The following is a 24,999-nucleotide window of genomic DNA, read 5'->3' on the forward strand; positions in this document are numbered from 1 at the left end:
AATCGATTGTGTATTAGTGGTTTTTACCCAAGGAATTTTGAAACTTTATATCCCGCTTGACTCTTGAATCGAAAAAATACTTACTTTCCATTGCAGTCGAAATTTGCTCCAAAACTTATTGATCGGAATCAGGTTTTACAAATCGACTTGAATCCGAAAATAAAAAGGAAAGTATTCGATGCGAATCTTCTTAGAAGGTAAGAATGAAACTCTGGTTTCCTCAAGAAAAGCGGTTTTACTTTTTTTCGATTTATGTTTTTCTAATTTTACTTTGGATCATTGAGGAAGTCTTAACGTTCGCTTTCGATATTCATTGGATCGAAAGATCGCAAGCATATTTTACAACGATCGAAACTATAGTCGGCCTTCTTTCCATTGTTGGAGTTTTCTTTCTCATTCAAGAGATAAGGCTTACACAAACTGATATCGAATCGGCTAAAATTGCAATCGAAGGATTAAAGAGTAAAAACCAGTTACTCATACACACCAATCAATCCTTCTGGGAATCTCTACAGAGGCAATTAGAAGAATGGGACCTTTCGGATAAGGAAAAAGAAATTGCCGTCCTCCTTCTGAGAGGAATGTCTAATCATCAGATCGCTGCCATCCGCGGAAAAAGTCTGAAGACGATCGAGAACCAAACATTTTCGATTTATCAGAAATCCGGAACAACCGGGAAACTCGAATTCATCGCCTATTTTATTTCCCCTCTACTCCCGGAAGAAGACTAAAAAAGTTTCTTTTCAAAAAGTCGCATTACTCCCGCATTATGAATTTTAGAAACTCTCGTTTTATAGTAGATTCTCTCAAAACCGGAAATCAAAAACAAAAACTTCTCTGGGAAGATTTGAAAGAATATTCGATTCTTGAAAAACTTCAGAATTACGACCCGAATCTTGCGGGCACCATTCCCTTGGACATAGACTACGAGCAGAGCGACGTCGATATTCTTTGCAAATTTTCAAACGAAGAAGAATTCGTTTCCTTCGCAGAATTCACGTTTAAAAATTTCAAAGGTTTACAGATTTTGCGAAAAGTATTGCAAGACCTTCCGTCCGTTCTCATTCGATTTCAGACCGAAAAATTCAAATACGAGATTTTCGCTCAGAAACTTCCGGTAATTCAGCAAATGGGTTACGTTCATTTCATGATAGAAAGTGAAATTCTATTTATTGCCGGATCTCGATTTAAGGAAGGAATTAGAACTCTAAAAAAAGAAGGTTGGAAAACGGAAGAAGCCTTTTGTAAACTTTTAGGAATTAGAGAGGATCCATATCGATTCCTATTCGGATTAATTTTTTTTCCCCCCGAAGAGCTCAGAAAATTCGTATTAGAGTCCGAGTTCTTTTTAAAAAAGGATATATAACCATACAGGCGTTAGCTATACCTAAACCGAAATCGTTGTAAAGAAATTGTTGTCCAATTCAGGCTTGACATTTCAGATTTTTTAACGATCTTAGTGATCCGTTCCTTCTTAAATATTTTCTAAGGTTGTGAGAATATGTTTAGAACTCTTAAAAACATTCTTTTTTTCTTATCCGTCTTCGGTTGTTTTTCCCTCAGCGCCCAGAAAAACAACAACATCAACTTCGATTCGGAACTCTACGCTCAAATCGTCCGCCAAAGCGGTTATCAATACAGTGCGATTCTAAAATCCAGAAAAGTTTTGAAGGATCATAACCATTGGAAAAAACCGATAGACGCAGCTTTTCGAAAACTCGCCGATTCTTCCGGGAATCCGTCCTTTCCAATCGTGTATAACGTCATTCAGGACAATTCCTTCAACGCCTTTGCGATGGCCGGCGGGCAGTTTTGTATCAACTCCGGAACACTCGACATTCTTGATCAGGTGATTACCAGTTCGGAATCGGATGCAAAAGAAAAGATGACCTTTTATAGAGAAAGATACATTGCAGGAGTTCTCTCGCACGAGTTATCACACTATTATAATAAACATACTTTCAACTCGGTGAAAAAATTCTACCAGCTTAAGGAAAATCCTACCGGCGAAGCCGTTTTGGACAACTTGAAATTCTCCCAAGAGCAGGAAGTGGATGCGGACCAGACCGGTTTTCAACTTTTAAACAAGGCCGGATACGGCGGAGAATATATGATCCGAACGCTGGAATTGATGAGCGACATCGATAATCAATATAAAGAATATATCGTAAGCAAAAAACTGGATAAAGTAAGTCCGGAATCGATGACTTCTTTATATTTCACAAGTCATCCTTCTCCCAACGATCGCCTCTCCCGTTTTAACGGAGACAAACAGGAACTCTATTCTTTACTCGCAACCTTGGAAAAAACATACGACGATATTCAATTTGGAAAGAATTTAGATCAGGCAAAATCGAATCTCGAGAAAGCGCTTTCTAAATTTCCAGGGAATACTCATTTAGAAAAATCTTATGCAGTTTGTCTTCACAAAATCTGGATGGCAAGCGCAAGCAACGACGATCTTAAATTAAAGCCGGTTATCGATATGCCTTCCTTTAGGGATTCAATGGTTTTTCCCGGAGGTCTTCGTAAAAGAGCTGTTATGCGAACCATTCCGGGCAATCAAGCGGCTTATGAAAAAGCGATGGAAGCCTACAAAAAGGTGATTCTCAAAACAGACGATCCGTACTTCATCTCAAATTACGCGGTTCTTTTATCTTATTCCACCGAAGAAAACGATATGAACGTGGCTAGATCTTTGGCGGGAAATAGCGTAAGGGCTGAAAATTCCATTCCTTTGGCAAATAATCTTGGAATCGTTTTTTATTGGACTGACGATCAGGCGAAATCTTTGGAAGTTTTCAAATCAGTGGCATCGATGGTGGACAAGAGAGTTCAATCTTTCGGAGAAAAGGCAAAAACGAATCCTGAGATTCAAGCTTATCTTCAGGGAATCGGAAACTCGATCCGTCAAAAAACTCAACTCGATCCCGATTACGTTTATGAAAATTTTACTCCAATTCTAAATTACGTTCTTTTAGAATCGTATAAAGCAAAAACGCCTCAAACAAAACAGCTCGCGATGTATTATCTAGAGAATTATGATTCTTCTTCCGGATGGGCGAAACATCTTGCGGAGTTCCATGGAATCACTCTTCCCGATCCTTCTCAAAATCCAAAACAGAATGCCTTTAAAGTCGGTGGGGTCGGCCCCGGAGATAAATTAGAAGACCTATTAAAACTCTGGGGAAAACCGGATAGGATTCAAGTGGACAAAAGTTCGGGAAGCGAGTTTTATATTTACAATAAGAAAGAAACTTCTTTCCTTCTTAGCATCGGCTCCGTCCTCCAAGTCAACGCATACGGAGACAATAGCCCCGGAATTGATAAGGGAGTTCCGATCGGTTCGGATCGTGGAACTGCTGAAAAAGTTTTCGGAAAACAATTTCAAAAAAACGGTCCTTATTTGGGTTATACTCAAAACGGAAGCGCTTTTGTGAAGTATCGAAAAAACAAAGTCGATCAGATCATTCTTCAATGATCGTAAAATATTGGGATCGATTTGAATTTCCATTTATGAGAATGAAGGATCTCTCCGAGCAAATTTCGGTTCGGAGAAATTGATACTCATCGCAAATCGATCGGAATATTTTCAGGAATGCGCTTGTTTTTTAGGAATCGAACCAATCTCGATAGTCCAAAACGTAAAAATAATCCACGGGTTCGCATTCTAAGGATCGTATGATCCGATTGTTTAAGAGATCGAGATGGAGGATATATTTGTAATTCCTATGAAACGTGGGACCTCCCTCATTCATAGTATTCACGATAGAATCCCCCACGCCTGCCTCATCGAGCCGCAAAAGAAAATTAAAAAGAAAACAACGGGAAACGCCGTGAACCTGAGCCAAGAGGCCCAAAAGGGCCCAACTTCCTCTACTCACTCGAACATTGATTCTCTGCATTTGTTCTTTTCCCGGACTCGGTTGATATAAGACTTTCTCGGCCTTTGTCCCTAAACGTTTGATAGAAGTAAGATATTTCGCATACCTTTTCAAAAGAATCGGAATCCACTTAGGAAGATTCTTTCTCTCTTTTTCGCTAAATTGAAGCAAAGTAAGTTTCGGAATCAGCAGAGTGACAACTTCGGTTCGATTTTCCTGAAGAATGGAACGGAGTTCATGATCAGAGTTTAAAAGTAGAATTCCCATACCAAAGACATTTCCCTAATTCGTCGGCAGGAAGCACTTTTGATGAAAAAAAACTTAAAATTACAAATTTTTTATCGACTACCGATTTGAAAATTTTGCAGAACATCCGATCAAATGAAGTCTATGTTTAAGAAAACCGTAATGAAACATAGAATTCAACTCATTCAAGGCGATATCACGAAACTTAAGGTTGATGCGATCGTAAACGCAGCCAACAGCTCCTTGTTAGGCGGAGGTGGCGTAGACGGCGCGATCCATAGCGCCGGAGGTCCGGCGATATTGGAAGAATGTCGGAAGATTAGAGACAAAGAAGGAGGGTGTAAAACCGGAGAAGCCGTGATTACGACTGCGGGAAAACTTCCGGCAAAATTCGTGATACACACTGTGGGTCCGATTTGGTACGGAGGGAAAAAGGACGAAGATCGATTATTAGCAAATGCTTATACAAGTAGCCTTCGGTTAGCGAAAAAAAATTCGATTCTTACGATCGCTTTTCCCAATATCAGCACTGGAATTTATAATTTCCCAAAGGAAAGGGCGGCAAAAATCGCAATTGAAAACGTTCAGGGGTTTCTCAAAAAAGACTCTCAAATTCAAACCGTATTCTTCGTGTGTTTTGACTCCGATAACTTTGAACTCTATGAAAGATTCCTTTCAAAATTGTCCTCTTAACCGAAGATTCGGAGATTTTTAATTTCAATCACGCGTGAGCGATCGAAGCGGAGTCAAGTTATTGGTTTTTGTAATCCGGATTTTGAACTTACTTTCCCATTCCAATAACTTGACTGAAGCTGAGAGCGCGACTCTGCGCTGAAACTTTTCGCTTTGATACTTAACGCAAGATTCCGCAGAGGCACGCCCCGAATTGGATCTTCAAAGAGTCGAACCTTTTTCGGTCGTTTATAGCCTATTCCTTTGATCTTTCGTATAAGTTTAAGCAGAACATTCGTTCTGTTTAGAACAATTCTATACCCGTTTTAATTGAAAAAAACCTTTCCTCCTCGCGTAGCTGTTTTAAACAGGTTCTATTCCATTGAAAATCCAAGAATTGGTATAGTTTCATGAGAGAGATAAAAACAGTAACAGTATTAGGCGCTAACGGTACTATGGGTGCCGGATCAGCCGCAATCGTTGCCTCCTTTGGGAAGGCAAAAGTCCACATGCTTGCAAGGGACATAAGCAAAGCGAAAGAAGGTATTGAGAAAGCGATCGGTTCCGTGAAGACGGATACAATCCGACCAAGACTCATTCCCGGTTCTTACGATGCAGATCTTGAAAAGGCAGTAGCGGAATCCGACTGGGTCTTCGAACTCGTTGCGGAAAGTTATGAAGTAAAAGAACCGATCAACAAAAGAATCGCAAGCTCCAGAAGACCTGGAACCATCGTTTCCACCGTTTCTTCCGGACTTTCCATTGAAAGACTTTCCAAAGCATTCGATGAAGACGGACAAAAGCATTATTTTGGAACTCACTTTTTTAACCCACCTTACAAGATGATCCTCTGTGAACTCGTTTCACACAAAGGATCGGATAAAAAAGTTCTCAAACAACTCGGAGAATATCTCGATCAAGTTTTAGGTCGCGCGGTCGTTTACACAAACGATACTCCTGCGTTCGCCGGTAACAGAATCGGATTTCAGCTCATCAACGAAGTCGCTCAGATCGCTGAAAAGTATTCCGACAAAGGCGGGATCGCCCTTATGGACGCAATCATGAGCGGTTATACCGGAAGAGCGATGGCTCCTCTTGATACGGCGGATTTCGTTGGTCTGGATGTTCACAAAGCAATCGTGGACAATCTCTATGAAATGACAAAAGACGCCGCTCATTCTACTTTTAAAATGCCCGGTTACTTCCAAAAGTTAATCGATAAAGGTGATTTAGGAAGAAAGGCCGGCGGCGGACTCTATAAGATGTCCAAAACTCCGGACGGTAAGAAAGAAAAGTTAGTCTATAATATAGGCGCCGATCTTTACGAACCACTTCCAAAATTCGATATCGAATTCATTCGTCAGGCGAATAGAAGAATTTCCGAAGCGGATTATACCGGCGCTATGAACATCGTGAAAGAAGCGAAAGGTTTTGAAGCGGACCTCGCGAGATACTTCATCGCAAGATACGTAAGTTATTCTCTTTCTATCGTAGGAGAAGTCGTAGACACGAAGGAAATGGCGGACCTCGCAATGGGAACTGGTTTCAACTGGGCTCCCGCATCTGCTTTCGTCGATTTCTTAGGCGGGCCTAAGGATACGATTCAATTGATCGAAAAAGCAAAACTTCCGGTTCCTGAGGTATTGGCAAAGGCGAAACCGGGGAAACCGTTTTACGAGCTGAAGGAAAAACTTGACGCTCGATCACTTTTCAAAGGATAATTTAGGGGGGTCACATGAGCGATAAAATTTACGTCCTCGGCGGGGAACAAACCGATTTTCAAAGAAACTGGACCAAAGAAGGAAAGACCTTTATGTCCTTAATGCGCGAAGCCGTTCAAGACGGACTCGCGGCTGTCGGAATTACACCCGACGAACTCAAAAAACTCAATAAACAAAATAGAATCGGAATTTTCGTAGGAAACTTCGATGCCGAACAATACGCAACTCAAGGTCACTTGGGCGCCTTCTTAACCGAAGTCGATCCTGCATTCTATGGAATTCCAGGCGGACGTTTTGAAGCGGCTTGCGCTTCCGGTTCGATTGCACTCGACGCGGCGGCCACAAAAATCCGCGCGAAAGACTACGACGTTGCCATCGTTCTCGGAATCGAGATCATGAAAACCGTGAGCTCTTCCATAGGCGGGGACTTTTTAGGAACTGCGGCTTACTACGAAAAAGAAGCGAAAGGAGTTCAATTTCCTTTCCCAAAACTTTTCGGAAAACTCGCGGACGTTATTCTGGAAAGATACAAACTTCCGGAACAAAGATTCATGGGAGCGTTAGCCGAAATCTCCAGAATCAACTACGACAACGCGAAGAGAAATCCGAAAGCGCAAACCCGTTCTTGGTTTATGAACAAAGAACACGCAAACGCACGCGGCGGAGAATACAACATGGCAGTGGGTGGAAGGCTTTGTATCACCGATTGTTCTCAAGTTACCGACGGCGCGGCGATGGTAGTTCTCGCTAATAAATCTTATACCGAAGAATACGCTAAAAAAAGAGGAAAGAAGATCAACACGATTCCAAGACTGAAAGGTTGGGGACACAGAGTTGCACCGATCACTTTTGACGCGAAGGTTGCCGAATCCAAAGGAGACAAATACATTCTCCCTTGGACCAGACAAACCGTAAAAGACGCTTACGATAGAGCAGAATTAGGAGTCAAAGACATTGACGTTTTTGAAACTCACGACTGTTTCACTTCTTCCGAGTATGCCGCGATCTCCGCTTTCGGAATCACACAACCTGGAAAAGAGCACGAAGCGATCGAAGACGGTGTGATTGACCTGAAAGGCAAGAAGCCAATCAATCCATCCGGTGGTTTAATCGGAGTAGGACATCCAGTAGGCGCTTCCGGAGTTCGGATGATGCTCGACCTTTACAAACAAGTCACAGGAACCGCCGGAAACTATCAAGTGGAAGGCGCTAAAAACGGATTGATGCTGAATATCGGCGGATCCGCGACAACGAACGTGGTTTTCATCGTAGGAAAGTAAGAATGAGCTTAAAGACTGCAAAAGACTGGAATCAATTTCTTTTAAGGCTGTTTATCGCCTTTGGTTTTTGGGAAGTGATCTCCGTACCTCTTCGTAGTCTTTTATTCTCGCGCTTTTACTACGACCCTGCCTATAAATCCTTCTTTCAATCCGTTGGAATGATTTTATGGGTAGGGCCGATCGTTGCGGACCTGATACAAGTTTTCTTTTTAGGAATTATCATTCGTCTCGCGAAAGATTCCTTACCGACCGGAATCGTGGGCGGGCTGATCGTGGCGGTTTGTTTTTCTTTAGCCGCTTACGTAGGACCTGCGATTTCTATTTTAAACTTCGTGAACGTTCTTCCGAGCACGATCGTTTGGCTCTGGGTATTTTCCCAATTTCTTCTTACACTCATTTCTTCGCTCATCCTTACCTATTCGGCAGAAGAAGATCTGTAGAATTCTTTAGAAGAAGGATTCTAAGTCGAGTTTTCAATCTATTCATTCGAGAAGAACGCGACTTTGATCTAATAAAGTTTGGCGGCTCCCGCCAACATTTTACAAAAGTAAGCCCAAATGAAATTGGGCGGGACCGGGCTCTCCGCTCCGGTCAAGTTATTGAAATCTCGAATCAAAATTAGATACCATATTTCTAAAAACCAATAACTTGACCTCACATTGCGACCCTTAGGGAACGATGTGTTGAGTTGCCTCGATCCCTGCCGCGGCGACCCATAAAGAGCCGTGGCATTGAGTTTCCTCCGCGGCGACCTAACGTTGCGACAGCAGGCAGCAACGTTTTGAGTTTCGAGAGCCAAGGCATTGAATTTCTTCCTCAACAAGATAAACCAAGACCGAAAAAAGTAGGAACTCTCACATTTCATACGATTACTCGTCATTCATTCGGAAGCAATTTTTTCACTGGATTCGTTTGTAGGAAGAATTATTTTGTGACCGAAAAATGTTTGCTTTCATCGAAACTCGATGACTACAGCGGAAAATTCAAAAGGAGAAACCGGATGAATAAAATTCTAAAATATTTAGCCCTTGCCTTCGGCTTAGGAGCCGCACTACTCTACGCTTTTTATTTCACCTTCTCAAGACCGAATCAAATTTTAGAATTCAACGATCCGTATCATCAAGAACGTCCTCTCGCGGAAGGATCAAAAATGATGGTGGCATCCGGGCACCCACTCGCAACGAAAACGGCGTTGGAAATTTTAGAAAAGGGAGGTAACGCCGCGGATGCCGGAGTGGCCGCATTACTCGTGTTAAACGTTACACAAGGTGAAGAAGCCTCTTTCCCCGGAGTCGCACCGCTTCTCTATTACGACGCAAAAAATCGGCAAGTGAACAGTTACATCGGAGCCGGAAAAGCCCCGTCCAAAGCAACGATAGAATACTTTCAATCCAGAGGACACAAATACATTCCGACTTTAAAATACAGCTCTCAGTTGATTCCGGCTTCTCCCGACGTAATTGTAGCGCTCTTAAAAAAATACGGAACCATGAGTTTTACTCAGGTTAGCGCACCGGCAATCCAAATTGCTGAAGAAGGATTTCCAGTTCATAGAATTCTCATGCGGAATCTAAACATCAATCTTTTCAAAAGATTCGGATTTTCGATTCTTCTTCCTTACAATGCTGAAGTATATCTGGATAAGAAGTGGTGGAAACCTCTTTATCACAAAGAAAAATTTGCCCGCCCAGCCTTAGGCAAAACGTTACGCGACATTGCTGATGTGGAATCCGAAGCATTCAAAGCAGGCTCCGATCGAAATGAAGCATTAGACTCGGTTCGAAAGTATTTTTACGAAGGTCCGATCGCGGATAAGATCGCAAAAGCTCACGATGAAAACGACGGAACCATGACCAAAGCGGATCTCGCGACCTATTCCGGCGGTTGGGAAAAGCCGCTCCAAGGAAATTACGGGCCTTACACGATCTTTTCCAATCAGACTTGGAACCAAGGAGCGGTGGTTCCTCTCGCTCTCCAAATCCTCGAGGGAATCGATTTAAAATCGATGGGTCACAATTCTCCACAATACATCCATACCGTCGCACAGGCGATAGAACTCGCAATGGCGGATCGAGAAAAATACTTCGGAGATCCCGCATTCGTAAACGTTCCTTCGGAAGGGCTTCTGAGTAAAGATTACGCAAACGAAAGAAGAAAACTTCTGCAACCGTTGGCTTTCGGAAAAACTCCGCCTCCCGGCGATCCAGTCGTTTATCAAAAGAAAAATATTTCCAACTCGCTCGAATTTCATAAAACAAGGAAAAATTCTCTACCGAGTCAATTTAATTCTTCTGCCGATCAAATTCGACTTTCAACCGAGGTTTCCTTCGATTGGAATTTTAACACACCGTTATTAGATCGAATTTCTGAAGGACTGAATTCTTTTCAATCGTCTCTCGCATTCCATTCTTCCGTAGACCAAGAAGAACTCACCTTTTGGGAAAAGACCGGAAAAGTAGGACGCGATACGACGTATCTCAGCATCATCGATCCGAAAGGGAATTCTCTTTCGCTCACTCCGAGCGATTTTCCTCAATCGCCAATGATCGAAGGTGATATCACTTTGGGAATTCGAATGACTCAGTTTCGCTTGGATCCAAATCATCCGTCAGCCTTGCTTCCCGGAAAACGACCAACCATCACTCCGAACGCATCTATGGTTTTTAAAGATGGGAAATTTTTTATGAGTTTCGGAACCCCCGGAGGCGATATGCAGACTCAAGCGACTATACAAGTTTTTTTGAATATGATCGTATTCGGGATGAATCCTCAAACCGCCGTAAATGCCCCGCGTTTTCGTTCCTTAAATTGGCCGGACGCTTTTTCGCCTCACGCCTATTATCCGGGTCGTTTGGAATTGGAAAAAGAAATCGATTCTAAACACGGAAAGGCATTGAAAGAATTGGGTTACGACGTAATCGGAAGAGATGTTTGGGAATACGATTTCGCCGCGCCTTGTATTTCCATGAAAGATCCGAAAACGGGAAAACTCTACGGAGGAGCCGATCCCAGAAAAGAATCCTGGGCGGAAGGGAGATAACCCTGAAAGAACAACCATTCTAAAATTTTAGAAAATCTGCGGGAGATCCTACAAATTACGTCTCATAAAGTCTTGATCGTTTCTAACGATGCGCCTCCCCAAGTGTGAGTTCCTACATCCGCAAGTCGACCGGGTCTTAACCTTCTTTACTTTGTCTCTGAAAATCTTTCAGGTCTTCTTCTAAGATTTTTCTAATCCTCGGCGGAATCGGAACCGAAATCTTTTTTTTGTGATCAAAGGTCACTTGCACCGTCCTTGCAACGGCAAAAACTTCCTTTGTATTGGATTCTAAAATAACGGATTGGAAATCCCAAGAGCTGTTACCGATCCGAATTACGGAGGTCTGCACCTCGACAATATGATTTATCTCGATCGATTTTTTGAGATCGATTTCGATTCTCGCGAGAATAAAAGGAACGTCGAAAACGTCCTTCACGTCAAAACGACGTTTGCAGTAATCCACTCTTCCGATTTCCAAATAGGAAACAAAAACCGAATTACTCACATGGGCAAAAGGATCCATGTCCATCCAACGAGTCTGAACCGGAGTGGAAATCATATTAGAATTGTTTTAAGAATCTTAAATTGCCGGATTGAAAATAACGTATGTCGTGAATTCCGTAACGCATCATCACAAGGCGGTCCAATCCGAGACCGAACGCAAAGCCAGTCCATTCCTTCGGATCCAAACCCGCGTGTGAAAGGACGTTTGGATGAATCAAACCGCAGGGAAGAAGTTCCAACCAACCCGATTGTTTACAAACCGGACAACCTTTTCCTTCACAAACAAGACAGTTGATATCAAGTTCAAAACCGGGCTCCACAAACGGAAAGTATCCAGGTCTGAGTCTGGTTTTGATTTCCTTTTCAAAAATTCTGGAAAGTAAAACCTGCATCGTATCGATCAGGTTCGCCGCGGAAATATTTTTTCCAACAACCATACCTTCGATCTGATAAAAAGTATGTTCGTGTGACGCGTCGACTTCTTCGTAACGAAATACTCTTCCCGGAGCGATGATTCTAAAAGGAGGTTTGAGATGTCTCAACGTTCTCACTTGAATCGCGGACGTATGAGTTCTCAGAAGATTTCCATTCTCCAGATAAAATGTATCCTGCATTTCTCTCGCAGGGTGATCTTCGGTAAAATTCAAAGCGCCGAAATTGTTAGTATCGGTTTCGATCTCGGGTCCGTCCATGACGCTAAAACCCATCGAAGCAAAAATATCCTCAATCTCGTATTGAATCTGAGTGATCGGATGCAAACTTCCGTTCTCCGGTTTGGAAAGCGGTCTTAGAGTATCAAAAAATTCGGAAGCGGCTTGCGATTCAAAAAGTTTTTTCTTAAGAGAAGTTTTGGTATCGGAAACAAATGCCTCGAGCTTTTTAGAAAGTTCGTTCGCCTTCTGGCCTACGGTTTTTTTTTCCTCGATGGAAAGAGAAGCTACGTTTTTGAGAACGGCGGTGAGTTTTCCTTTTTTACCGATAAAGTCGTTCTTATTCTTATCTAAATCCTCTTCGGAGACGGAGGAACCGATTTTTTGGATCGCCTCTTCAAAGATAGAATCGAGTTCTTGAGATAAATTCATGTGTGTTTCCGAGCCAGTTCCACGAGTCCCGGATAAATTCCGCCAAAGGAACCGTTGGACATGGCTAAGATAAGAATTTTTTCTCCCGTAAATTGGGGAATCATTTTCTCAAGTTTCGCAAGTAACTCCTGAGGATCCTTTGCATAAACGGGAATGGTTTTCGAATTTTTCAAAAGCTTTTGAACCAGCTTTTTCACGTCCAGGCGTATGTCTTTTGAGACTTTTTTTAGGTTATGAATTTCGGTAAGAATGGTGAGATCCGCGCCCAGGAAAGAATACGAATATTCTTTCTGAAAAACGTTTCTGTGAGAGGTAGCGCTTCTCGGCTCAAAGAGCGCCACGATCTTATAACCATGAAATCTTTTTTTGATCGCGTGAATCGTCTCATGGACCGCGACGGGGTGATGAGCAAAGTCCTCCATCACGATCGCCTTCGGAGATTCAAAAAGAATGTCCTGTCTTCTTTTTACGCCGGGAAACGAATCGATCGCCTTTGCGATTCCTTCTTTGTAAGCGCTCGGGTTTTGTTCTTTTAGAATTTCGGAACAAACCCGGATCGCAACTTCCAGATTTCGATAGTTGTGATCCCCGAAAACGACTGGATCGAGTTTTCGATCGTCCCAAAAAAGTTCGTGTTTTTTCCAGGAAAGTGAAGAATCTTTTCGATTCCACTCAAAACCTTCGGTCTTTGTGAACTTGACTTGTTGAACCAGTTTTTTTAGAGAACCCGATCCGCTCCAATAGAAGATCTTTCCGTTTCCTGGAACCAAGTTGATCAGACGTTTGAACATCGTTTCAATCGCTTCAATGTTCGGAAAGATATCGGCGTGATCGTAATCCAGTGCGTTTAACACGGCATAGGTGGGACGATAATGTAAGAATTTGGAGGACTTGTCGAAAAAAGCGGTATCGTACTCGTCGCCTTCGATGACAAAATAGGAACCGTTTCCAAGTTCGAATCCGGGAAAGCCGTCTTTACGAATCCCCCCCACGAACAAACCGGGTGAAACCCCATTCTCTTTAAGAATATGATGAATTAAGAATGTAGTCGTTGTTTTTCCGTGAGTTCCCGCGACTACGATCACCTTTTTTCCTTTCAGAAAAAATTCGCTGATCGCGGCGGGCATGGAAAGATAATCCACTCCGGAATTGAGCATCTCCTCCACTTCCGGATTTCCTCGCGAGATCGCGTTTCCTACAATGATCAAATCTTGACCATGGATGTTTTCGGCCTTAAAACCTTCAAAATAAGGAATTCCCCATTCTTTCAACTTATCGGACATAGGAGGATAAACACCCGTATCCGAACCGGAAACTTCGTGCCCGCTTTTTTTCAGCATATGTGCGAGATTGCCCATCGCAATTCCGCCGATTCCGATCAGAAAAATTTTCAATTGAGAATGGTCCTAATTAAATTATAAATCACGGTCAAAAATAAAACTCCGGTCAGCAGATATGCGGTTCCGGATAAAAAGAATATTAGAATTTCTTTATCATTCCAGTTTAAAATCTTTTTCAAACTTCTGACCGATAAGACACAGGAAAGAACGAAGGAAATCGTAACAAAAACCGCTTGGAACGGAGAGGGTAAAATCCAGAAGATGGAAGATGCGCTGAACGGTAAAAAGGATAACAAAAAAATATTCGCGGGCGGTAACGTTTCTCCCTTAGTTCGATCCGCCTTTTTTTGAAAGACTCGAAAGACGTCGAACTGAACTACCAAAAACAAAACGATCGGATAAACTAAAAACGAAAACAAAACCCCCGAGAACACGGTCCATTCTCCGTCGTCAAAACGTACAAAGGAAAGAACTGAAAATACGAGGTTGGAAATAAATTTTCCAACCGGCGCTAAAATCCAAAGAAGAAAATGAGTTCTTAAAATTTCGGAATAACCGAAACCTTCAGTCTTTTGAAAGATTTCATACGCATTTTCAGGGGATTGAAAAATTCTTTGAAGAATGCCGGATCTTACGTCTGAAAAGTCTTGTTCTTTATCTACGATCATTATTTGGGAAAAGCGGAGGTCGGATCTTTGGGAACCGGATTCTGAATTTCTATAGGCTTTTTCTGCTCCGCTTTATCCAAATTCCCGGCATTTTCTTTTATCCGCAAGAAACTATCTTCACGGATGTAAAAAGGAGGTTCGGAAAATTTATCGTTTAGAATTCGGACCGCGGGTCGGTAGTCCACCGAGTTGATGTTTGTCTTTGGATAGTAACGAATGGTAATCCAATCACCGTTCGAAAGACGCAACTTGAGTGATGATTCCGCAGGCACGGAGGTCAAATTTTTTGCCACCGCAAAGCCGGCCCCGTTTGGATCGTCCGGATAAAGATCCACCCTTTGAGCGATGATCTGATTGTTCCAACTATCCCCCAAATAAGGTTCGATCGCAACGATCTTACCGGACAACCTTCTCCAGAAATTCTTCTTCACATTCTCCTCTTTGAAGGGGTGATTGTCCAAACGAAGAGTTTTGCCTTCTTCTTCCCAAATCGTTTCCGCGATGAATTCGTCTTTGAGATTGACGAGTTGTCTTTGTCTGAATTCTCCGATTCCCCTTGCGAAACGATCCAGAGTATGACTTTGGGTGATGAGAATATGATTGCCCTCTTTTAGAATTCGTGTCGAATCGGAGGATTTCTTTTTACCGATCAAAATCTTTTTGATCAGTCTTCCGGAAGACTTCAGAAAAATCTCAGGCGATCCTTCGTTGATTTTCAAAGTTGAAGAATCTTTTTCGTCGCCGACGTTCTCCAATCCTTTTACCTTGAGAACCGACAACTCTCTAAAAAGATTGTCCGCGTTGTAACCGCCCTCAAAAACCAATGAACCGCCGGTTTCCAAGTCGATAGACTTTACTGAGAGAAACTCCCCTGTTTCGCTTAACGTTTTTTCCTTTTTGAGAACGATCGGCGACGGATAAAAACTCATCGCGTCGTCGGCATTCCAGGAAGATTTCGGAGGTTGGTATTCGATCTCGTCGATATCAATGTCCCAAAAAGAAATCTCGGTTTGATCTTCTTTTTTTTCTTCCAATAAAAAGAAACTCGCGATCAAAAGAAACAACGCTAAAACGAAAAGAAGTCCTCTTTTCAAAATTCTTCTCCTTCGTTTTTTCTTTTACGAATCAAAACAATGGAAGAAACGAGTGCGATCAGACCGGGAAAAATAAACATTCCTAAGATCCAGACGATTCTTTTTTGAGTGTCCGTAAGGGAAACCGTATTGATTTCCTCTTTTTTCGGTTGGATCGAAGACAAAGAAAGATCCTGATACATCCAAGTGATCGAGGAAGTCGCGAGTTCGTAGTTTGTTCCGTAGGAAATAAACTGATCCGTGATCCAGGAGGTTCCCGAAAAGATCACAGCACGTCCTTCTCCTTTCGATTCCGTTTCTACGGCCGGAGCCGGAGTTTCCGCTTCGGGTGTAAGTCCCGGAACGAGCGCCGAGGTCGGATTGGTTTCCGTCTTTGTAACGTTTGGCGCTCCTTCCTTTTGGATCGCGGCGCTTTTAAGAATCAAACCGAGTATTACGTTTCTCTTATCCTCTCCCGGATCCATTTTACCGTTGTTGTTTTTATCAAGGATCGATTCGCCTCCGGATTCCATAATAGGAAACGACTCCAGAGATTGGCTTCCCGGATTGGAAACCGCTTTCGGAAGAAAGAAGCCGCCGAACGGAAACATAGCGCCCATATCTTTGCGGGTCAGAGTTTCTTCGATCGGATGTTTGCGGAAAGATTTTGCGACGATGATCCCGGGTTGACTTGGAATCTGAGAAAGAGGGCCTTTTACGAATTCGTAACCGGACTTCTCAAGAAGCCAATCAAAGTTCTCGGTTCCTTTCGGTTCAATCGTAATTAGAACCTTTCCCTTTCTTTTTTCGATAAAATCTATGACCGCCTCTCGCGCCTCTTTCGAGTAAGTTACCGTCGGCCCCGCGATCACGAGAACATCGGCGTCCTGAGGAATTCTTCCCGGCCAACCTTCCGCGATCCCCAATCCTTTCACTTTAAAATTGAGAAAGCTCAAAGAGTTGGTTAGAATTCCGACTTTCTCGTTCGGAAGATTTTGGAAAATCGGAGAAAATCGTTCTCCGTTGGATTGGGTAAAATAGACGTTCTTTTCTTCGGTTGTGATGTTTACTACCGCTTGAACAAGTTTTCTTTCCAAGTCTTCGAGATCGTTTTTCTCTTTGATGGAAAGTTTTTGTTCCGCGTATTGTTTTCCGTCGCCGGACAAGGGCTTTTTGGTTCTCACGAGAATCAAACCGTTCGAAACCTGGCCGAATTCTCCCAAGTCATCCAACTCGACGTCCGCGTTGATAAAACGAACCTTAAACTGCGGACTCAAAGACTGTAACTGGTCGAGATAGATTTCCAAATCCGGACGGATTCTACGGAGTGAAAAAGAATTCGCCTTATCGCTCGCAGACGAATTCTCCAGAGGTCTTGGATAAAACGCGACAACCTCGACTTCGCGGTTCACACTTTTTAAAATTTTGGCCGCGGTCGGACTAAAAGAATATTGTCCTTTCGAACTCAAATCGAAGTTATGATTTCGTATTACGGAAACGTAATTGATGATCACCAAAACTACAAAGACGATCGCAAGATTCAGGATGAAATAGCGAACCAGGGCTTGTTTGGAAGTTTTGAGAACGCTCTGCGCCCCGGCGGAATCTTTTCCTAATTCTTTCAATAAGGTAAGAATCAAAAAACCGATCGCAGAAAGAACAAGCAGCACTAGAAGAATTTCCCGAAGACGATCGTTCCCGGAATGAGAACCGCTCGTTTTCAAAGCGAGGTCTTCCAGAAAAACCCGGACATGATAGATTCCGAAAGCGAGCAAACCCAAACCTGCGGAAAGATAAGAATTCCATTCTTCCTTTATGTTCTTTTTTCGAATGAATCGAAAAACGGGCTCGAGAATCAAAACGGTTAATACGAAGCCGAGCCAGAGCCAGCGTGTGCCCGGAGTTTGAATGCTATCTCTTACAGGAAAGTATAAGAAAAGAGAAGCGAGTGAAATCCAAGGAAAAATTCTGAATAAAACGGATTCTTTCATCCTCTCCACCTCCTAGATTCCAAAACTTTTACGGTGAGATAAAGAAAGAATAACGTGCCGCTGACAAAAAAAACGATTCCGTTCAAAGGGAGAACTCCTTTACAAAACCCGATAAAATGGGAGAAAATATGAAGGTGATATAGAATTTTTCGAGTCACCGAATCGAAGAGATAGGAGAAATAACCCGAAACCCAAAGTGTCAAAATGATCACGATGGAAATCAAAAGGGAAGTCATCTGATTCTTGCCAAGACTACTTCCGAAAAGTCCCACTGCGAAAGAAAAAATTCCTAAAAGAAAAACCCCGATCGTTCCCGAAACCACGATGTAAAGAGGAGCTTTCCAAAAGGAATATAAGAAAATCGGAAACAATCCGTTTACAAAAACCGCGATCAAAAGACAGATCAAGGCGCCGAAGGTAAATTTGCCCGCGACGATTTCGAGATCCGTGATCGGAGCCGTAAAAAGAAATTCGAGTGTGCCTCTGTTTCTTTCCTCCGTGATACTTCCCATCGCCAAGATCAACATCGCGATGATGATCGTGGACATAAAAGAAAGAAACGTAATCACGGTCGTATCGACGTAGTTGGTGCCCGCGTTAAAATTTAAGATGAGCACAAAAAGAGAATTCAAGAAAGCTGTTCCGCCGAAAACCAGCGGAGCCATAAACGTTCCGAAGAACACTTTCACTTCTTTGAAAAAAATCCATTTGATATTTTGGAACATAGTTTCCTTAAACCTGATTCATAAAAATCTGTTCTAACGTAACTTCCTGTTTGCGAATGTATTCCAGACGAGGAGCGGACGACGCGGAAGCGAAGAGTTTTTCTTTAAATTCTTTTTCCGTTGAAGTAGAAACAAGAAACGTATTTCCTCTTGAATCCTCTCCAATCGCTTGGGTTTTATCCGCAATCACACCCGGAAGAGAGGAAAGATATTTTTTGCCCGATTCCGGATCCGTTCCGGAAAGAGTCACTTCCAAACCGGAAAGTTTTTCCATTTCCTCTTCGAGTTGTTTTCGATCTCTTTGATACACCATTCTTCCCTTATGAAGAAAAAGAAAACGTGTGCAGGTTTTATAAACTTCCGGAAGAATATGACTCGAAAGAAGAATCGTATGTCCTTCTCTCAAAGAATGAATTAAATTTCTGATTTCGACGATCTGTTTCGGATCGAGTCCCGAAACCGGCTCGTCCAAGATGATGATCCGAGGATTTCCCAAAAGCGCCTGTGCGATTCCGACTCTTTTACGAAAGCCGAGAGAAAGGGTTTCGATATCATTTTTTCGAACGTCTTTTAAGAAGGTTCTTTCACAAACTCTCGCAATTTCGGAGTCGATCGTTTCAACAGGAACCTGTTTGATTCTCGCCGCAAATTTGAGATAGTCTTCGACCGACAACTCCGGATAAAGAGGAGGTGTTTCGGGAAGATATCCGATTTTCTTTTTTACTTCGAGAGGATTTTCAAACGTGTTGGTTCCGTCGATCTCGCAGATTCCGTCGGATGCGATCAAATATCCGGTAAGAATCCGGATCGTCGTCGTTTTTCCCGCGCCGTTCAAGCCGAGAAGACCGACGATCTCCCCTTCTCCCAATTCAAAATTCAGACGGTCTATAGCGAGTTTTTTGCCATAGAATTTAGATAGGTTTTTGACTTTGATCATCTTTGTTTAAACTGCTCACATGGACAGGTTCTAATACAATTCAAATTTCGACCGAAACATCTCATTGTACGAATGCGGTTTTGGAAACTCTTAAGAAAGAATCTTTCGACGAGGTTCCAAGGAAAGAATAGAAAAAACTTTGTGGATAGGGTCAACCCTTTTCTCTATTAAGAAGTATAAGCTGTCTTTCGCTCAAAACGAATCGACAGAGAACTTTCTTTGACCGTTTAAAAACTTAAACCCGTTCCCCGGACGGAAATAATTTTCTTTCACGATTGAAGGGGACCATCAGCCTGAATTGCCTTGAGGGAACGAACCTCGAATCTTCTTTCAGTTCTTGAAAATTTCGTCTTTTCCCCTTTCTTATCTTTCTTATCTTTCGGATCGAATCATCCGATCACCGCTTAAAAAACCTCTTCGCGAAAGCGGCGGTTCAGAATGGATTTTTAATTTTAGTTGTTTGAGCAAATAAAAATGACTTGCAAAATTCCGGGATTGAGTTTTTGCTTAAAATTACTTGTTCAAACAAGTAATGGAGATTCTTATGAAAATTTTAGATCTTTTTTTCCGATTCACGCTCGGAGGGGTGTTTCTTGCCTTTGGAATCAATAAATTCTTTCCGTTTATTCCATCGCCGCCGATGCTCCCCCAGGCCGCCCGTTTTATCGGCTCATTGATGGAAACCGGTTATCTCTGGCAAATCCTTGGTGTAATGGAAACCCTCGGAGGAATTTTGATTCTTTCGGGAAGATGGACCGCGCTTGGTCTTTTGATCTTAGCGCCGATCGTCGTTAACATCGTTTCTTATCTTCTGTTTTTGCAGTCGGGAATCGGCTTTCCTCCTTTTGTAATGAGCTTTTTTCTGATCGTTTCCGGAAGTTATCTCGCATTCGGTAGGAAAGAATTTTATTCTTCTTTGTTCTTGGGTTTGGAAAGGAAAATGAGAAGCTAAAAAAGTGAAAACAAATTTGCTTTTATTTTGTGATTTGCATTCTAATCCGTTACTCGGAACGTTCTTTGAAAGATATAGAGAACGTCTCCGAGTAAAAAACAAAACGTCGATTGATACGATTCGATAGAAACGGCGCGTCTATTTTTGAATCGGGATATAAATATCGGTGATTTGATTTTTGAATTTTTTCCGGAACGGATCCAAATAAACCTCGAAAGGAGGAGAATTTCTTAAAACCATTTTTTGACCGGGGACCCAGTGATTTAAAAAAAACGAATATACTTTCGGAAGTCCTTCGTAATCCCCTCTATGACGAATCACACAGTATTTTCCGCCGGAAATAGTCTGTTTCCCTATGTTTTTAGTCTTTAAAAATTCTTCGTTACCGATCGTTACTCCAAGATCGAATCTGATTTTTTCGGGAGCGGTTATTTCCGGATCGTCTTGAGAAACGCCGATCCATTGGTGATTGTTTTCGGATGAATCGTTGGAGTGCAAAAAATCCAAAAGCGTTTTGACTTCGGAAGAATCCGGCTTCGGTCCAGGATATTCTTCGTAGGAACCGTGACGACGTATGTATGCGATTTTGATCGGAGCGATTTCCTTTTTATAAATTTCTCTCAGATCGATTCCTTCCGGAATTTCGTTTCCCTTCCAATCTGAAAACTTTCTTTTTAGACTTTGATTTCGATACTGCCTCGGCGTTTGTGCGAAAACTTTTCGAAACGCTTTGGTAAAGGCTTCGTTCGATTCATAACCCGCTTCCAAAGCGATTTCCAAAATCGGATAACTTGAAATCTTTAGCTCATAAGCGGCCTTTTCAAGACGCAATCGACGTATGTATTCTTGCACCGATTCTCCCTGGAGTTTGGAAAAAATTCTATGGAAATGCCAAGGGGAAAGGTTGGACAGAAAGGCGAGTTGGTTAAGTCCGATCGGTTCTCCGATTTTTTTTTGTATATGATCCCAAACCGGGTAAAGCCTGTTGGATTCTTTTTTGCTCACGAGACTTCGTGACTTTTTGTCTCAGTTCCCGTTTTCTGTCTTCTCCAATTTCTCCCCAAAACTTTCCGAGGATCGCCCCTTCCAAAGAATTAGGTTCGGAATTTTTCGGCTCATGCTAGACTTGAAACTCCTCAACTTCCTTTGCTTGAACTATGTCGATTCCGATCCCGTTTGGATCGACGAGCGTAAAATGAACATCCCCCCATTCTTCTTCCGTCAAAAAAAGATCGATCGGCGCAAGATTCGATTTCATAGTTTCATAATCCTTTTGGACGTCCTTGGATTCTAGGATGATCCAAACTCCGGATCCGGAATATTCTTTACGGAAGTAGTCTTTTCTTACCTGTTCTTGATTCGGAAGCATAAAAGCGATTTCGAATTCAGGATTGTCTGAAAGTGTTAAAAGCAAAAACCAGTCGTTTTCGAATTTGATCTGAAACCCGAGCGTCTGCGTGTAAAAATTCTTAGATTCTTGAAGTAGAGAAGTGACGATTCCCTTTTGGATACTTTTGAAATTCATGTTTTCCTCTTTTATAGTGATAACTCTTTGATATCACAAAAGAGGATTTCAAAATGGATCGTTTTTGCTATTTTTCGTTTTTGAAAAAAAATAACGCCCCCTGCAAAAGAGCGTTATCGAATATTGGCGGATTCTCTTTCTAATAATCACTTTCCGTTTTCGTAAATCTGATCGATCTGTTTTGAATATTTTTCCGTGATCAGAAATCTTTTCAAAGAAAGTTTCGCGGTAAGTTCTTCGCCTTTCTCCCAGGAACGATCGAGTAGACTAAAACCTCCGATTCTTTCAAACGATTTGAACCCGTTCTGATCGCTGATCATCTTTGAAATTTCAGTTCGTATTAACGTTTTTACCTCGGGATGTTTGCAAATCGCGCCGAGATCGGGGCCGTATTCTTTTAGATTTTCCAAATTAGGCACGACCAACAATCCCGGAAATTTTTTGTCTTGTCCGACCACCATACAAGATTCGATCAGTGGAGATTCCTGCAGTTTTGCTTCGATCGGAACCGGTTCTAAATTTTCTCCGTTGGAAAGAACGATCGTCTCCTTGATTCTTCCCACGATCTTCAGACAGGAATTCGCGGTAAGCACGGCGAGATCCCCGGTTTTGAACCAACCGTCTTGTAATACTTTTTCGGTAGCTTCGAGATTCCTATAATAACCTTTCATAACTTGCGGACCTCTTACGATCAGTTCTCCCTTTTTTCCAAACGGGTTCGGCCCGGGATAGATGTTCTTTCCAGTCGTAATGTCCACGATTCGAATTTCGGTCTGCGGAAATATCCTTCCGACCGTACCGACGATCAGTTCTTCGGGAGTTCTCATCGCAAGAATCGGACTTGTCTCGGTTAAACCGTAACCCTCCAAAACCGGGATTCCGATCGCGTTAAAAAGTTCGTCCACGTGCTGAGGCAGAGCTCCCCCTCCGGAAACGCTCGCCTTCAAATTCCCGCCCGTCGCCTGTCTTACCTTTTTTAAAACGATTCTATCCAAAAGTTTCGCCGGAATCGATACAAAGGAGAATATTAGAAAAGAATAAAGTTTTTTCAGTAGAGAAATCGGAAAAGATTCCGGAACCATTTTCAATTTTAAGTTTTTCAGAGTTGAACGATGTTTATATCGAGTTCGATTGGTCCTGAGCGCGGAAATAAACAGAAATTTTCCGATCCCTTGCATTCCCTGAAGTTTGGATTGAATTCCTTGAAAGATACTTTCCCAAAGTCTTGGAGCCGAGGCCATAAACGTCGGTTTAACGATCTGCAAGTCTTCTTTCAAAGAACGGATATTGGTGTAGTATGTTTTACAGCCGAAGGTTATCGAAACGATTTCGAAAATCCTTTCAAAGATATGCCAGACGGGAAGAATGGAAAGAATCTTATCCTCTTTTTCCAATCCCAAAGGAATATTCCGAATCTGAGACAAAATATTTGAGTGAGTCAACATCACACCTTTCGGATTTCCCGTCGTTCCGGAAGTGTAGATCAGGGTAAGAAGGTCGTCCGGTTCGATTTTATCGATTCTGGATAAAACTTCCTTTTTGGAAAGTTGAGCCCCTTCCAATAGAATTTTTCGAAATGAAAGAACGTTTCCTTCCCGGAAAATTTCAGGAGTTCCTTCCATCAAAACGATAAATTCAAGTTTTGGGAGTTTATCTTTAATTAAATTCAATTTTTTGAATACGTTCTGGTTTTCGATAAATGCGATTCTACAATCCGCATGGGAAAGAATGTATTCCATATCCTGAATCGTGGCGTCGCTTCCTCTCGGAACGTCTGCAGCTCCCGAAAACAAAACGGCAAGATCGGTTTTGATCCATTCCAATCGATTGTCGGCGATGATGGCGACGTTCTCTTGAGGTTTGAGACCGCATTTTTCAATCAAATAGGAAGCTAAGGACAAAGCATCTTCGTAAAGTTCTCCGTAGGTCGGCCCTTCGAAGATTCCCTTTGAATTTTTAGTTAGAAAAGATTTTTCATTTTTATATGTTTGAACCGAATCTCGAAACAGTTGTGCGAGATTTTTATATTTCTGAAAGTTTGCATTGGACATACAAAAGAAAATAACTCAAATTCCGAATCGGGTCGACGGGATTCATGATTCCATACTCTTTTTTTTGAAATATTCCGTCGGCGTAGTTCCGGTTTCTCTTCGAAAGGATTCGTTAAACGAACTCTTACTGTTAAATCCGCAACGCATCGCAACGTGAATGATCTTAGCTTCCGGATCCTCTTTCAAAATTCGAATCGCTTCCTGAATTCTATGATAGTTCAGAAACCGGTTGAAGTTCATTCCGTAAGAATCGTTTACAACCTGTGAAAGTTGATCCGGCCTAAGCGAAAGCTGATTTCCGAGCGACTTGAGAGAAAGATCGTCGTTGAGATAAATTTTTCGAACTTCGAACAAATATTTGATTTTTTCCAAAGCGGATTCCGAAAGATCGGAATGAATTCTATTTTGTTTTCTCTGGATTTCCCGAATGTCTCTGCTTACAAGATCCAAAAAATCAGGATAACGGGAAAGAAGAATGAATATCAAAAAGATTCCGGTCGAAAAACCGACAGCGCCTATCGCTTTCAAAAAAGAGAATTCCATTCTAAATCCGGAAAACGTAAACGACATGGAAACAGCGAAAATTCCGAGCACCAGATAAAAAGCAAAAAGGGCCTTCTCCTTTCCTGCGGAAAAAAGAATTCTCGTGTTTAACAAAAAACGAAATGAAAACGCGATATAAACTCCGGGAACTAAATAGCTGATGTTTAAGAAAAAAAGAATATAATATTTCAAGTTCTGCGATATCACGGAAAAATTTTTCCGAACGAGTTCGATCTTATCCTCTTTCGGTATCAGGGCGATGGGAAGAAAAAAAAGACTCAGAATCATAACAAAGACGATATGCGCCCATTGCGTCCGCCTCCACAGAAATTCTTCCTTAAAAACGGATTGAATGAACAAATAAAAAAGCGGTCCCGTAGAGATTGCAAATGGAATCTGCATGAATATCAGTTCCGGAAAACGAATCAGAGCGCCCGAAATAAAAAGATGAAGTTGTCCCAGCCAAATTGAAATCGCGATAAAAAGAAAGGATCCTATCTTTAATGAGATCGAACTTCTTCGACTTACACCCAACATCACTCCGATGAGAAAGGCGCAAAGAGAACTCGCATATCCATACAATTCAATCCACATGGGTTTCACTGATTCGCAAAACTAACGTCCGTTTCCAATCTGCCAATTTTATTTTTGCTGTGAGGATCGGTCCGGGTTCAACTTTCTCAAAGAGACGATGTCCCTTTAAAAAAGGCCGAATTCTTCTAAATTATTCTAATTTCTCATTAAAAACGAAAGGAGTTATGTCAA

The 24,999-nt window shown here is 42.1% G+C and carries 22 protein-coding genes; 9 read left to right on the top strand and 13 right to left on the bottom strand.

Going from position 1 to position 24,999, the window contains the following annotated elements:
• Positions 1–203 precede the first annotated feature (203 nt).
• The 3 genes from JWG44_RS00480 (at position 204) to JWG44_RS00490 (ending at position 3,481) form a co-directional block, all read left to right on the top strand.
• On the top strand, positions 204–731 hold the full coding sequence (locus tag JWG44_RS00480; protein WP_205273007.1) for a helix-turn-helix transcriptional regulator: 528 nt from the start codon (positions 204–206) through the stop codon (positions 729–731).
• 38 nt (positions 732–769) lie between these two features.
• The gene (locus tag JWG44_RS00485; protein ID WP_205273008.1) at positions 770–1,366 is read left to right on the top strand and encodes a DUF4269 domain-containing protein; all 597 of its coding nucleotides are present in this window, start codon (positions 770–772) and stop codon (positions 1,364–1,366) included.
• Positions 1,367–1,501: 135 nt separating this feature from the next.
• Entirely contained in the window at positions 1,502–3,481 is a 1,980-nt protein-coding gene (locus tag JWG44_RS00490; RefSeq protein WP_205273009.1) for a M48 family metallopeptidase, read from the top strand.
• Between the two features lie 130 nt (positions 3,482–3,611).
• On the opposite strand, the gene JWG44_RS00495 is transcribed toward JWG44_RS00490, so the two are convergent.
• Positions 3,612–4,151: a DUF1564 domain-containing protein gene (locus JWG44_RS00495; protein WP_205273010.1), complete on the bottom strand. Its 540-nt coding sequence runs from the start codon at positions 4,149–4,151 to the stop codon at positions 3,612–3,614.
• 141 nt (positions 4,152–4,292) lie between these two features.
• Between JWG44_RS00495 and JWG44_RS00500 the strand changes: the two genes are divergently transcribed.
• The 5 genes from JWG44_RS00500 (at position 4,293) to JWG44_RS00520 (ending at position 10,843) form a co-directional block, all read left to right on the top strand.
• On the top strand, positions 4,293–4,823 hold the full coding sequence (locus tag JWG44_RS00500) for an O-acetyl-ADP-ribose deacetylase (protein WP_205273011.1): 531 nt from the start codon (positions 4,293–4,295) through the stop codon (positions 4,821–4,823).
• Between the two features lie 389 nt (positions 4,824–5,212).
• Positions 5,213–6,523, top strand: coding sequence for a 3-hydroxyacyl-CoA dehydrogenase family protein (locus JWG44_RS00505; protein WP_205273012.1), 1,311 nt, complete (start codon positions 5,213–5,215; stop codon positions 6,521–6,523).
• 14 nt (positions 6,524–6,537) lie between these two features.
• Positions 6,538–7,803: an acetyl-CoA acetyltransferase gene (locus JWG44_RS00510; protein ID WP_205273013.1), complete on the top strand. Its 1,266-nt coding sequence runs from the start codon at positions 6,538–6,540 to the stop codon at positions 7,801–7,803.
• Positions 7,804–7,805: 2 nt separating this feature from the next.
• The gene (locus JWG44_RS00515) at positions 7,806–8,243 is read left to right on the top strand and encodes a hypothetical protein (protein WP_205273014.1); all 438 of its coding nucleotides are present in this window, start codon (positions 7,806–7,808) and stop codon (positions 8,241–8,243) included.
• Positions 8,244–8,803: 560 nt separating this feature from the next.
• A complete protein-coding gene (locus JWG44_RS00520) occupies positions 8,804–10,843 on the top strand; it encodes a gamma-glutamyltransferase family protein (protein WP_232371408.1) in 2,040 nt (679 codons plus the stop codon).
• Between the two features lie 136 nt (positions 10,844–10,979).
• On the opposite strand, the gene JWG44_RS00525 is transcribed toward JWG44_RS00520, so the two are convergent.
• From JWG44_RS00525 to JWG44_RS00560, 8 genes are read right to left on the bottom strand one after another with little or no spacing between them, the layout of a single operon-like run.
• Positions 10,980–11,402, bottom strand: coding sequence for an acyl-CoA thioesterase (locus JWG44_RS00525; protein ID WP_205273015.1), 423 nt, complete (start codon positions 11,400–11,402; stop codon positions 10,980–10,982).
• Between the two features lies 1 nt (position 11,403).
• Positions 11,404–12,429, bottom strand: coding sequence for a phenylalanine--tRNA ligase subunit alpha (gene pheS / locus JWG44_RS00530; RefSeq protein WP_205273016.1), 1,026 nt, complete (start codon positions 12,427–12,429; stop codon positions 11,404–11,406).
• Positions 12,426–13,823 (bottom strand): UDP-N-acetylmuramate--L-alanine ligase, encoded by a 1,398-nt coding sequence (locus JWG44_RS00535; protein ID WP_205273017.1) that lies wholly within the window; start codon positions 13,821–13,823, stop codon positions 12,426–12,428. Before JWG44_RS00535 ends, pheS begins: the two co-directional genes overlap by 4 nt.
• Positions 13,820–14,437 (bottom strand): hypothetical protein, encoded by a 618-nt coding sequence (locus tag JWG44_RS00540; protein WP_205273018.1) that lies wholly within the window; start codon positions 14,435–14,437, stop codon positions 13,820–13,822. Before JWG44_RS00540 ends, JWG44_RS00535 begins: the two co-directional genes overlap by 4 nt.
• Positions 14,437–15,531, bottom strand: a complete 1,095-nt coding sequence (locus JWG44_RS00545; protein WP_205273019.1) for a hypothetical protein — start codon at positions 15,529–15,531, stop codon at positions 14,437–14,439. Before JWG44_RS00545 ends, JWG44_RS00540 begins: the two co-directional genes overlap by 1 nt.
• Positions 15,528–17,501, bottom strand: a complete 1,974-nt coding sequence (locus tag JWG44_RS00550; RefSeq protein ID WP_205273020.1) for a motility-associated ABC transporter substrate-binding family protein — start codon at positions 17,499–17,501, stop codon at positions 15,528–15,530. The genes JWG44_RS00545 and JWG44_RS00550 overlap by 4 nt, the downstream gene beginning before the upstream one ends.
• Positions 17,498–18,226, bottom strand: a complete 729-nt coding sequence (locus JWG44_RS00555) for an ABC transporter permease (RefSeq protein WP_205273021.1) — start codon at positions 18,224–18,226, stop codon at positions 17,498–17,500. Before JWG44_RS00555 ends, JWG44_RS00550 begins: the two co-directional genes overlap by 4 nt.
• Positions 18,227–18,233: 7 nt before the next feature.
• Positions 18,234–19,163, bottom strand: a complete 930-nt coding sequence (locus JWG44_RS00560) for an ABC transporter ATP-binding protein (RefSeq protein WP_205273022.1) — start codon at positions 19,161–19,163, stop codon at positions 18,234–18,236.
• A gap of 544 nt (positions 19,164–19,707) precedes the next feature.
• On the opposite strand from JWG44_RS00560, the gene JWG44_RS00565 reads away from it, so the two are divergent.
• A complete protein-coding gene (locus JWG44_RS00565) occupies positions 19,708–20,115 on the top strand; it encodes a DoxX family membrane protein (RefSeq protein WP_205273023.1) in 408 nt (135 codons plus the stop codon).
• 138 nt (positions 20,116–20,253) lie between these two features.
• On the opposite strand, the gene JWG44_RS00570 is transcribed toward JWG44_RS00565, so the two are convergent.
• The 4 genes from JWG44_RS00570 to JWG44_RS00585 all read right to left on the bottom strand — a co-directional run bounded on the left by JWG44_RS00570 (position 20,254) and on the right by JWG44_RS00585 (position 24,828).
• Entirely contained in the window at positions 20,254–21,120 is an 867-nt protein-coding gene (locus tag JWG44_RS00570) for an AraC family transcriptional regulator (protein WP_332460759.1), read from the bottom strand.
• A gap of 115 nt (positions 21,121–21,235) precedes the next feature.
• On the bottom strand, positions 21,236–21,640 hold the full coding sequence (locus JWG44_RS00575; protein WP_205273024.1) for a VOC family protein: 405 nt from the start codon (positions 21,638–21,640) through the stop codon (positions 21,236–21,238).
• 146 nt (positions 21,641–21,786) lie between these two features.
• Entirely contained in the window at positions 21,787–23,691 is a 1,905-nt protein-coding gene (locus JWG44_RS00580) for an AMP-dependent synthetase/ligase (RefSeq protein WP_205273025.1), read from the bottom strand.
• A 42-nt stretch (positions 23,692–23,733) separates the two neighbouring features.
• A complete protein-coding gene (locus tag JWG44_RS00585) occupies positions 23,734–24,828 on the bottom strand; it encodes an AraC family transcriptional regulator (protein WP_205273026.1) in 1,095 nt (364 codons plus the stop codon).
• Positions 24,829–24,999 lie beyond the last annotated feature (171 nt).

It is taken from the genome of Leptospira ainazelensis, from assembly GCF_016918785.1.
GTDB lineage: Bacteria > Spirochaetota > Leptospiria > Leptospirales > Leptospiraceae > Leptospira > Leptospira ainazelensis.

What these genes read in the sequence shown, in the direction of transcription:
- JWG44_RS00560 (WP_205273022.1), bottom strand. Translation starts at nt 19,163, where the DNA reads ATGATCAAAGTCAAAAACCTATCTAAATTCTATGGCAAAAAACTCGCT.
- JWG44_RS00515 (WP_205273014.1), top strand. Translation starts at nt 7,806, where the DNA reads ATGAGCTTAAAGACTGCAAAAGACTGGAATCAATTTCTTTTAAGGCTG.
- JWG44_RS00495 (WP_205273010.1), bottom strand. Translation starts at nt 4,151, where the DNA reads ATGGGAATTCTACTTTTAAACTCTGATCATGAACTCCGTTCCATTCTT.
- JWG44_RS00540 (WP_205273018.1), bottom strand. Translation starts at nt 14,437, where the DNA reads ATGATCGTAGATAAAGAACAAGACTTTTCAGACGTAAGATCCGGCATT.
- JWG44_RS00580 (WP_205273025.1), bottom strand. Translation starts at nt 23,691, where the DNA reads ATGTCCAATGCAAACTTTCAGAAATATAAAAATCTCGCACAACTGTTT.
- JWG44_RS00490 (WP_205273009.1), top strand. Translation starts at nt 1,502, where the DNA reads ATGTTTAGAACTCTTAAAAACATTCTTTTTTTCTTATCCGTCTTCGGT.
- pheS (WP_205273016.1), bottom strand. Translation starts at nt 12,429, where the DNA reads ATGAATTTATCTCAAGAACTCGATTCTATCTTTGAAGAGGCGATCCAA.
- JWG44_RS00480 (WP_205273007.1), top strand. Translation starts at nt 204, where the DNA reads ATGAAACTCTGGTTTCCTCAAGAAAAGCGGTTTTACTTTTTTTCGATT.
- JWG44_RS00505 (WP_205273012.1), top strand. Translation starts at nt 5,213, where the DNA reads ATGAGAGAGATAAAAACAGTAACAGTATTAGGCGCTAACGGTACTATG.
- JWG44_RS00520 (WP_232371408.1), top strand. Translation starts at nt 8,804, where the DNA reads ATGAATAAAATTCTAAAATATTTAGCCCTTGCCTTCGGCTTAGGAGCC.
- JWG44_RS00565 (WP_205273023.1), top strand. Translation starts at nt 19,708, where the DNA reads ATGAAAATTTTAGATCTTTTTTTCCGATTCACGCTCGGAGGGGTGTTT.
- JWG44_RS00525 (WP_205273015.1), bottom strand. Translation starts at nt 11,402, where the DNA reads ATGATTTCCACTCCGGTTCAGACTCGTTGGATGGACATGGATCCTTTT.
- JWG44_RS00510 (WP_205273013.1), top strand. Translation starts at nt 6,538, where the DNA reads ATGAGCGATAAAATTTACGTCCTCGGCGGGGAACAAACCGATTTTCAA.
- JWG44_RS00585 (WP_205273026.1), bottom strand. Translation starts at nt 24,828, where the DNA reads ATGTGGATTGAATTGTATGGATATGCGAGTTCTCTTTGCGCCTTTCTC.
- JWG44_RS00555 (WP_205273021.1), bottom strand. Translation starts at nt 18,226, where the DNA reads ATGTTCCAAAATATCAAATGGATTTTTTTCAAAGAAGTGAAAGTGTTC.
- JWG44_RS00485 (WP_205273008.1), top strand. Translation starts at nt 770, where the DNA reads ATGAATTTTAGAAACTCTCGTTTTATAGTAGATTCTCTCAAAACCGGA.
- JWG44_RS00500 (WP_205273011.1), top strand. Translation starts at nt 4,293, where the DNA reads ATGAAACATAGAATTCAACTCATTCAAGGCGATATCACGAAACTTAAG.
- JWG44_RS00550 (WP_205273020.1), bottom strand. Translation starts at nt 17,501, where the DNA reads ATGAAAGAATCCGTTTTATTCAGAATTTTTCCTTGGATTTCACTCGCT.
- JWG44_RS00575 (WP_205273024.1), bottom strand. Translation starts at nt 21,640, where the DNA reads ATGAATTTCAAAAGTATCCAAAAGGGAATCGTCACTTCTCTACTTCAA.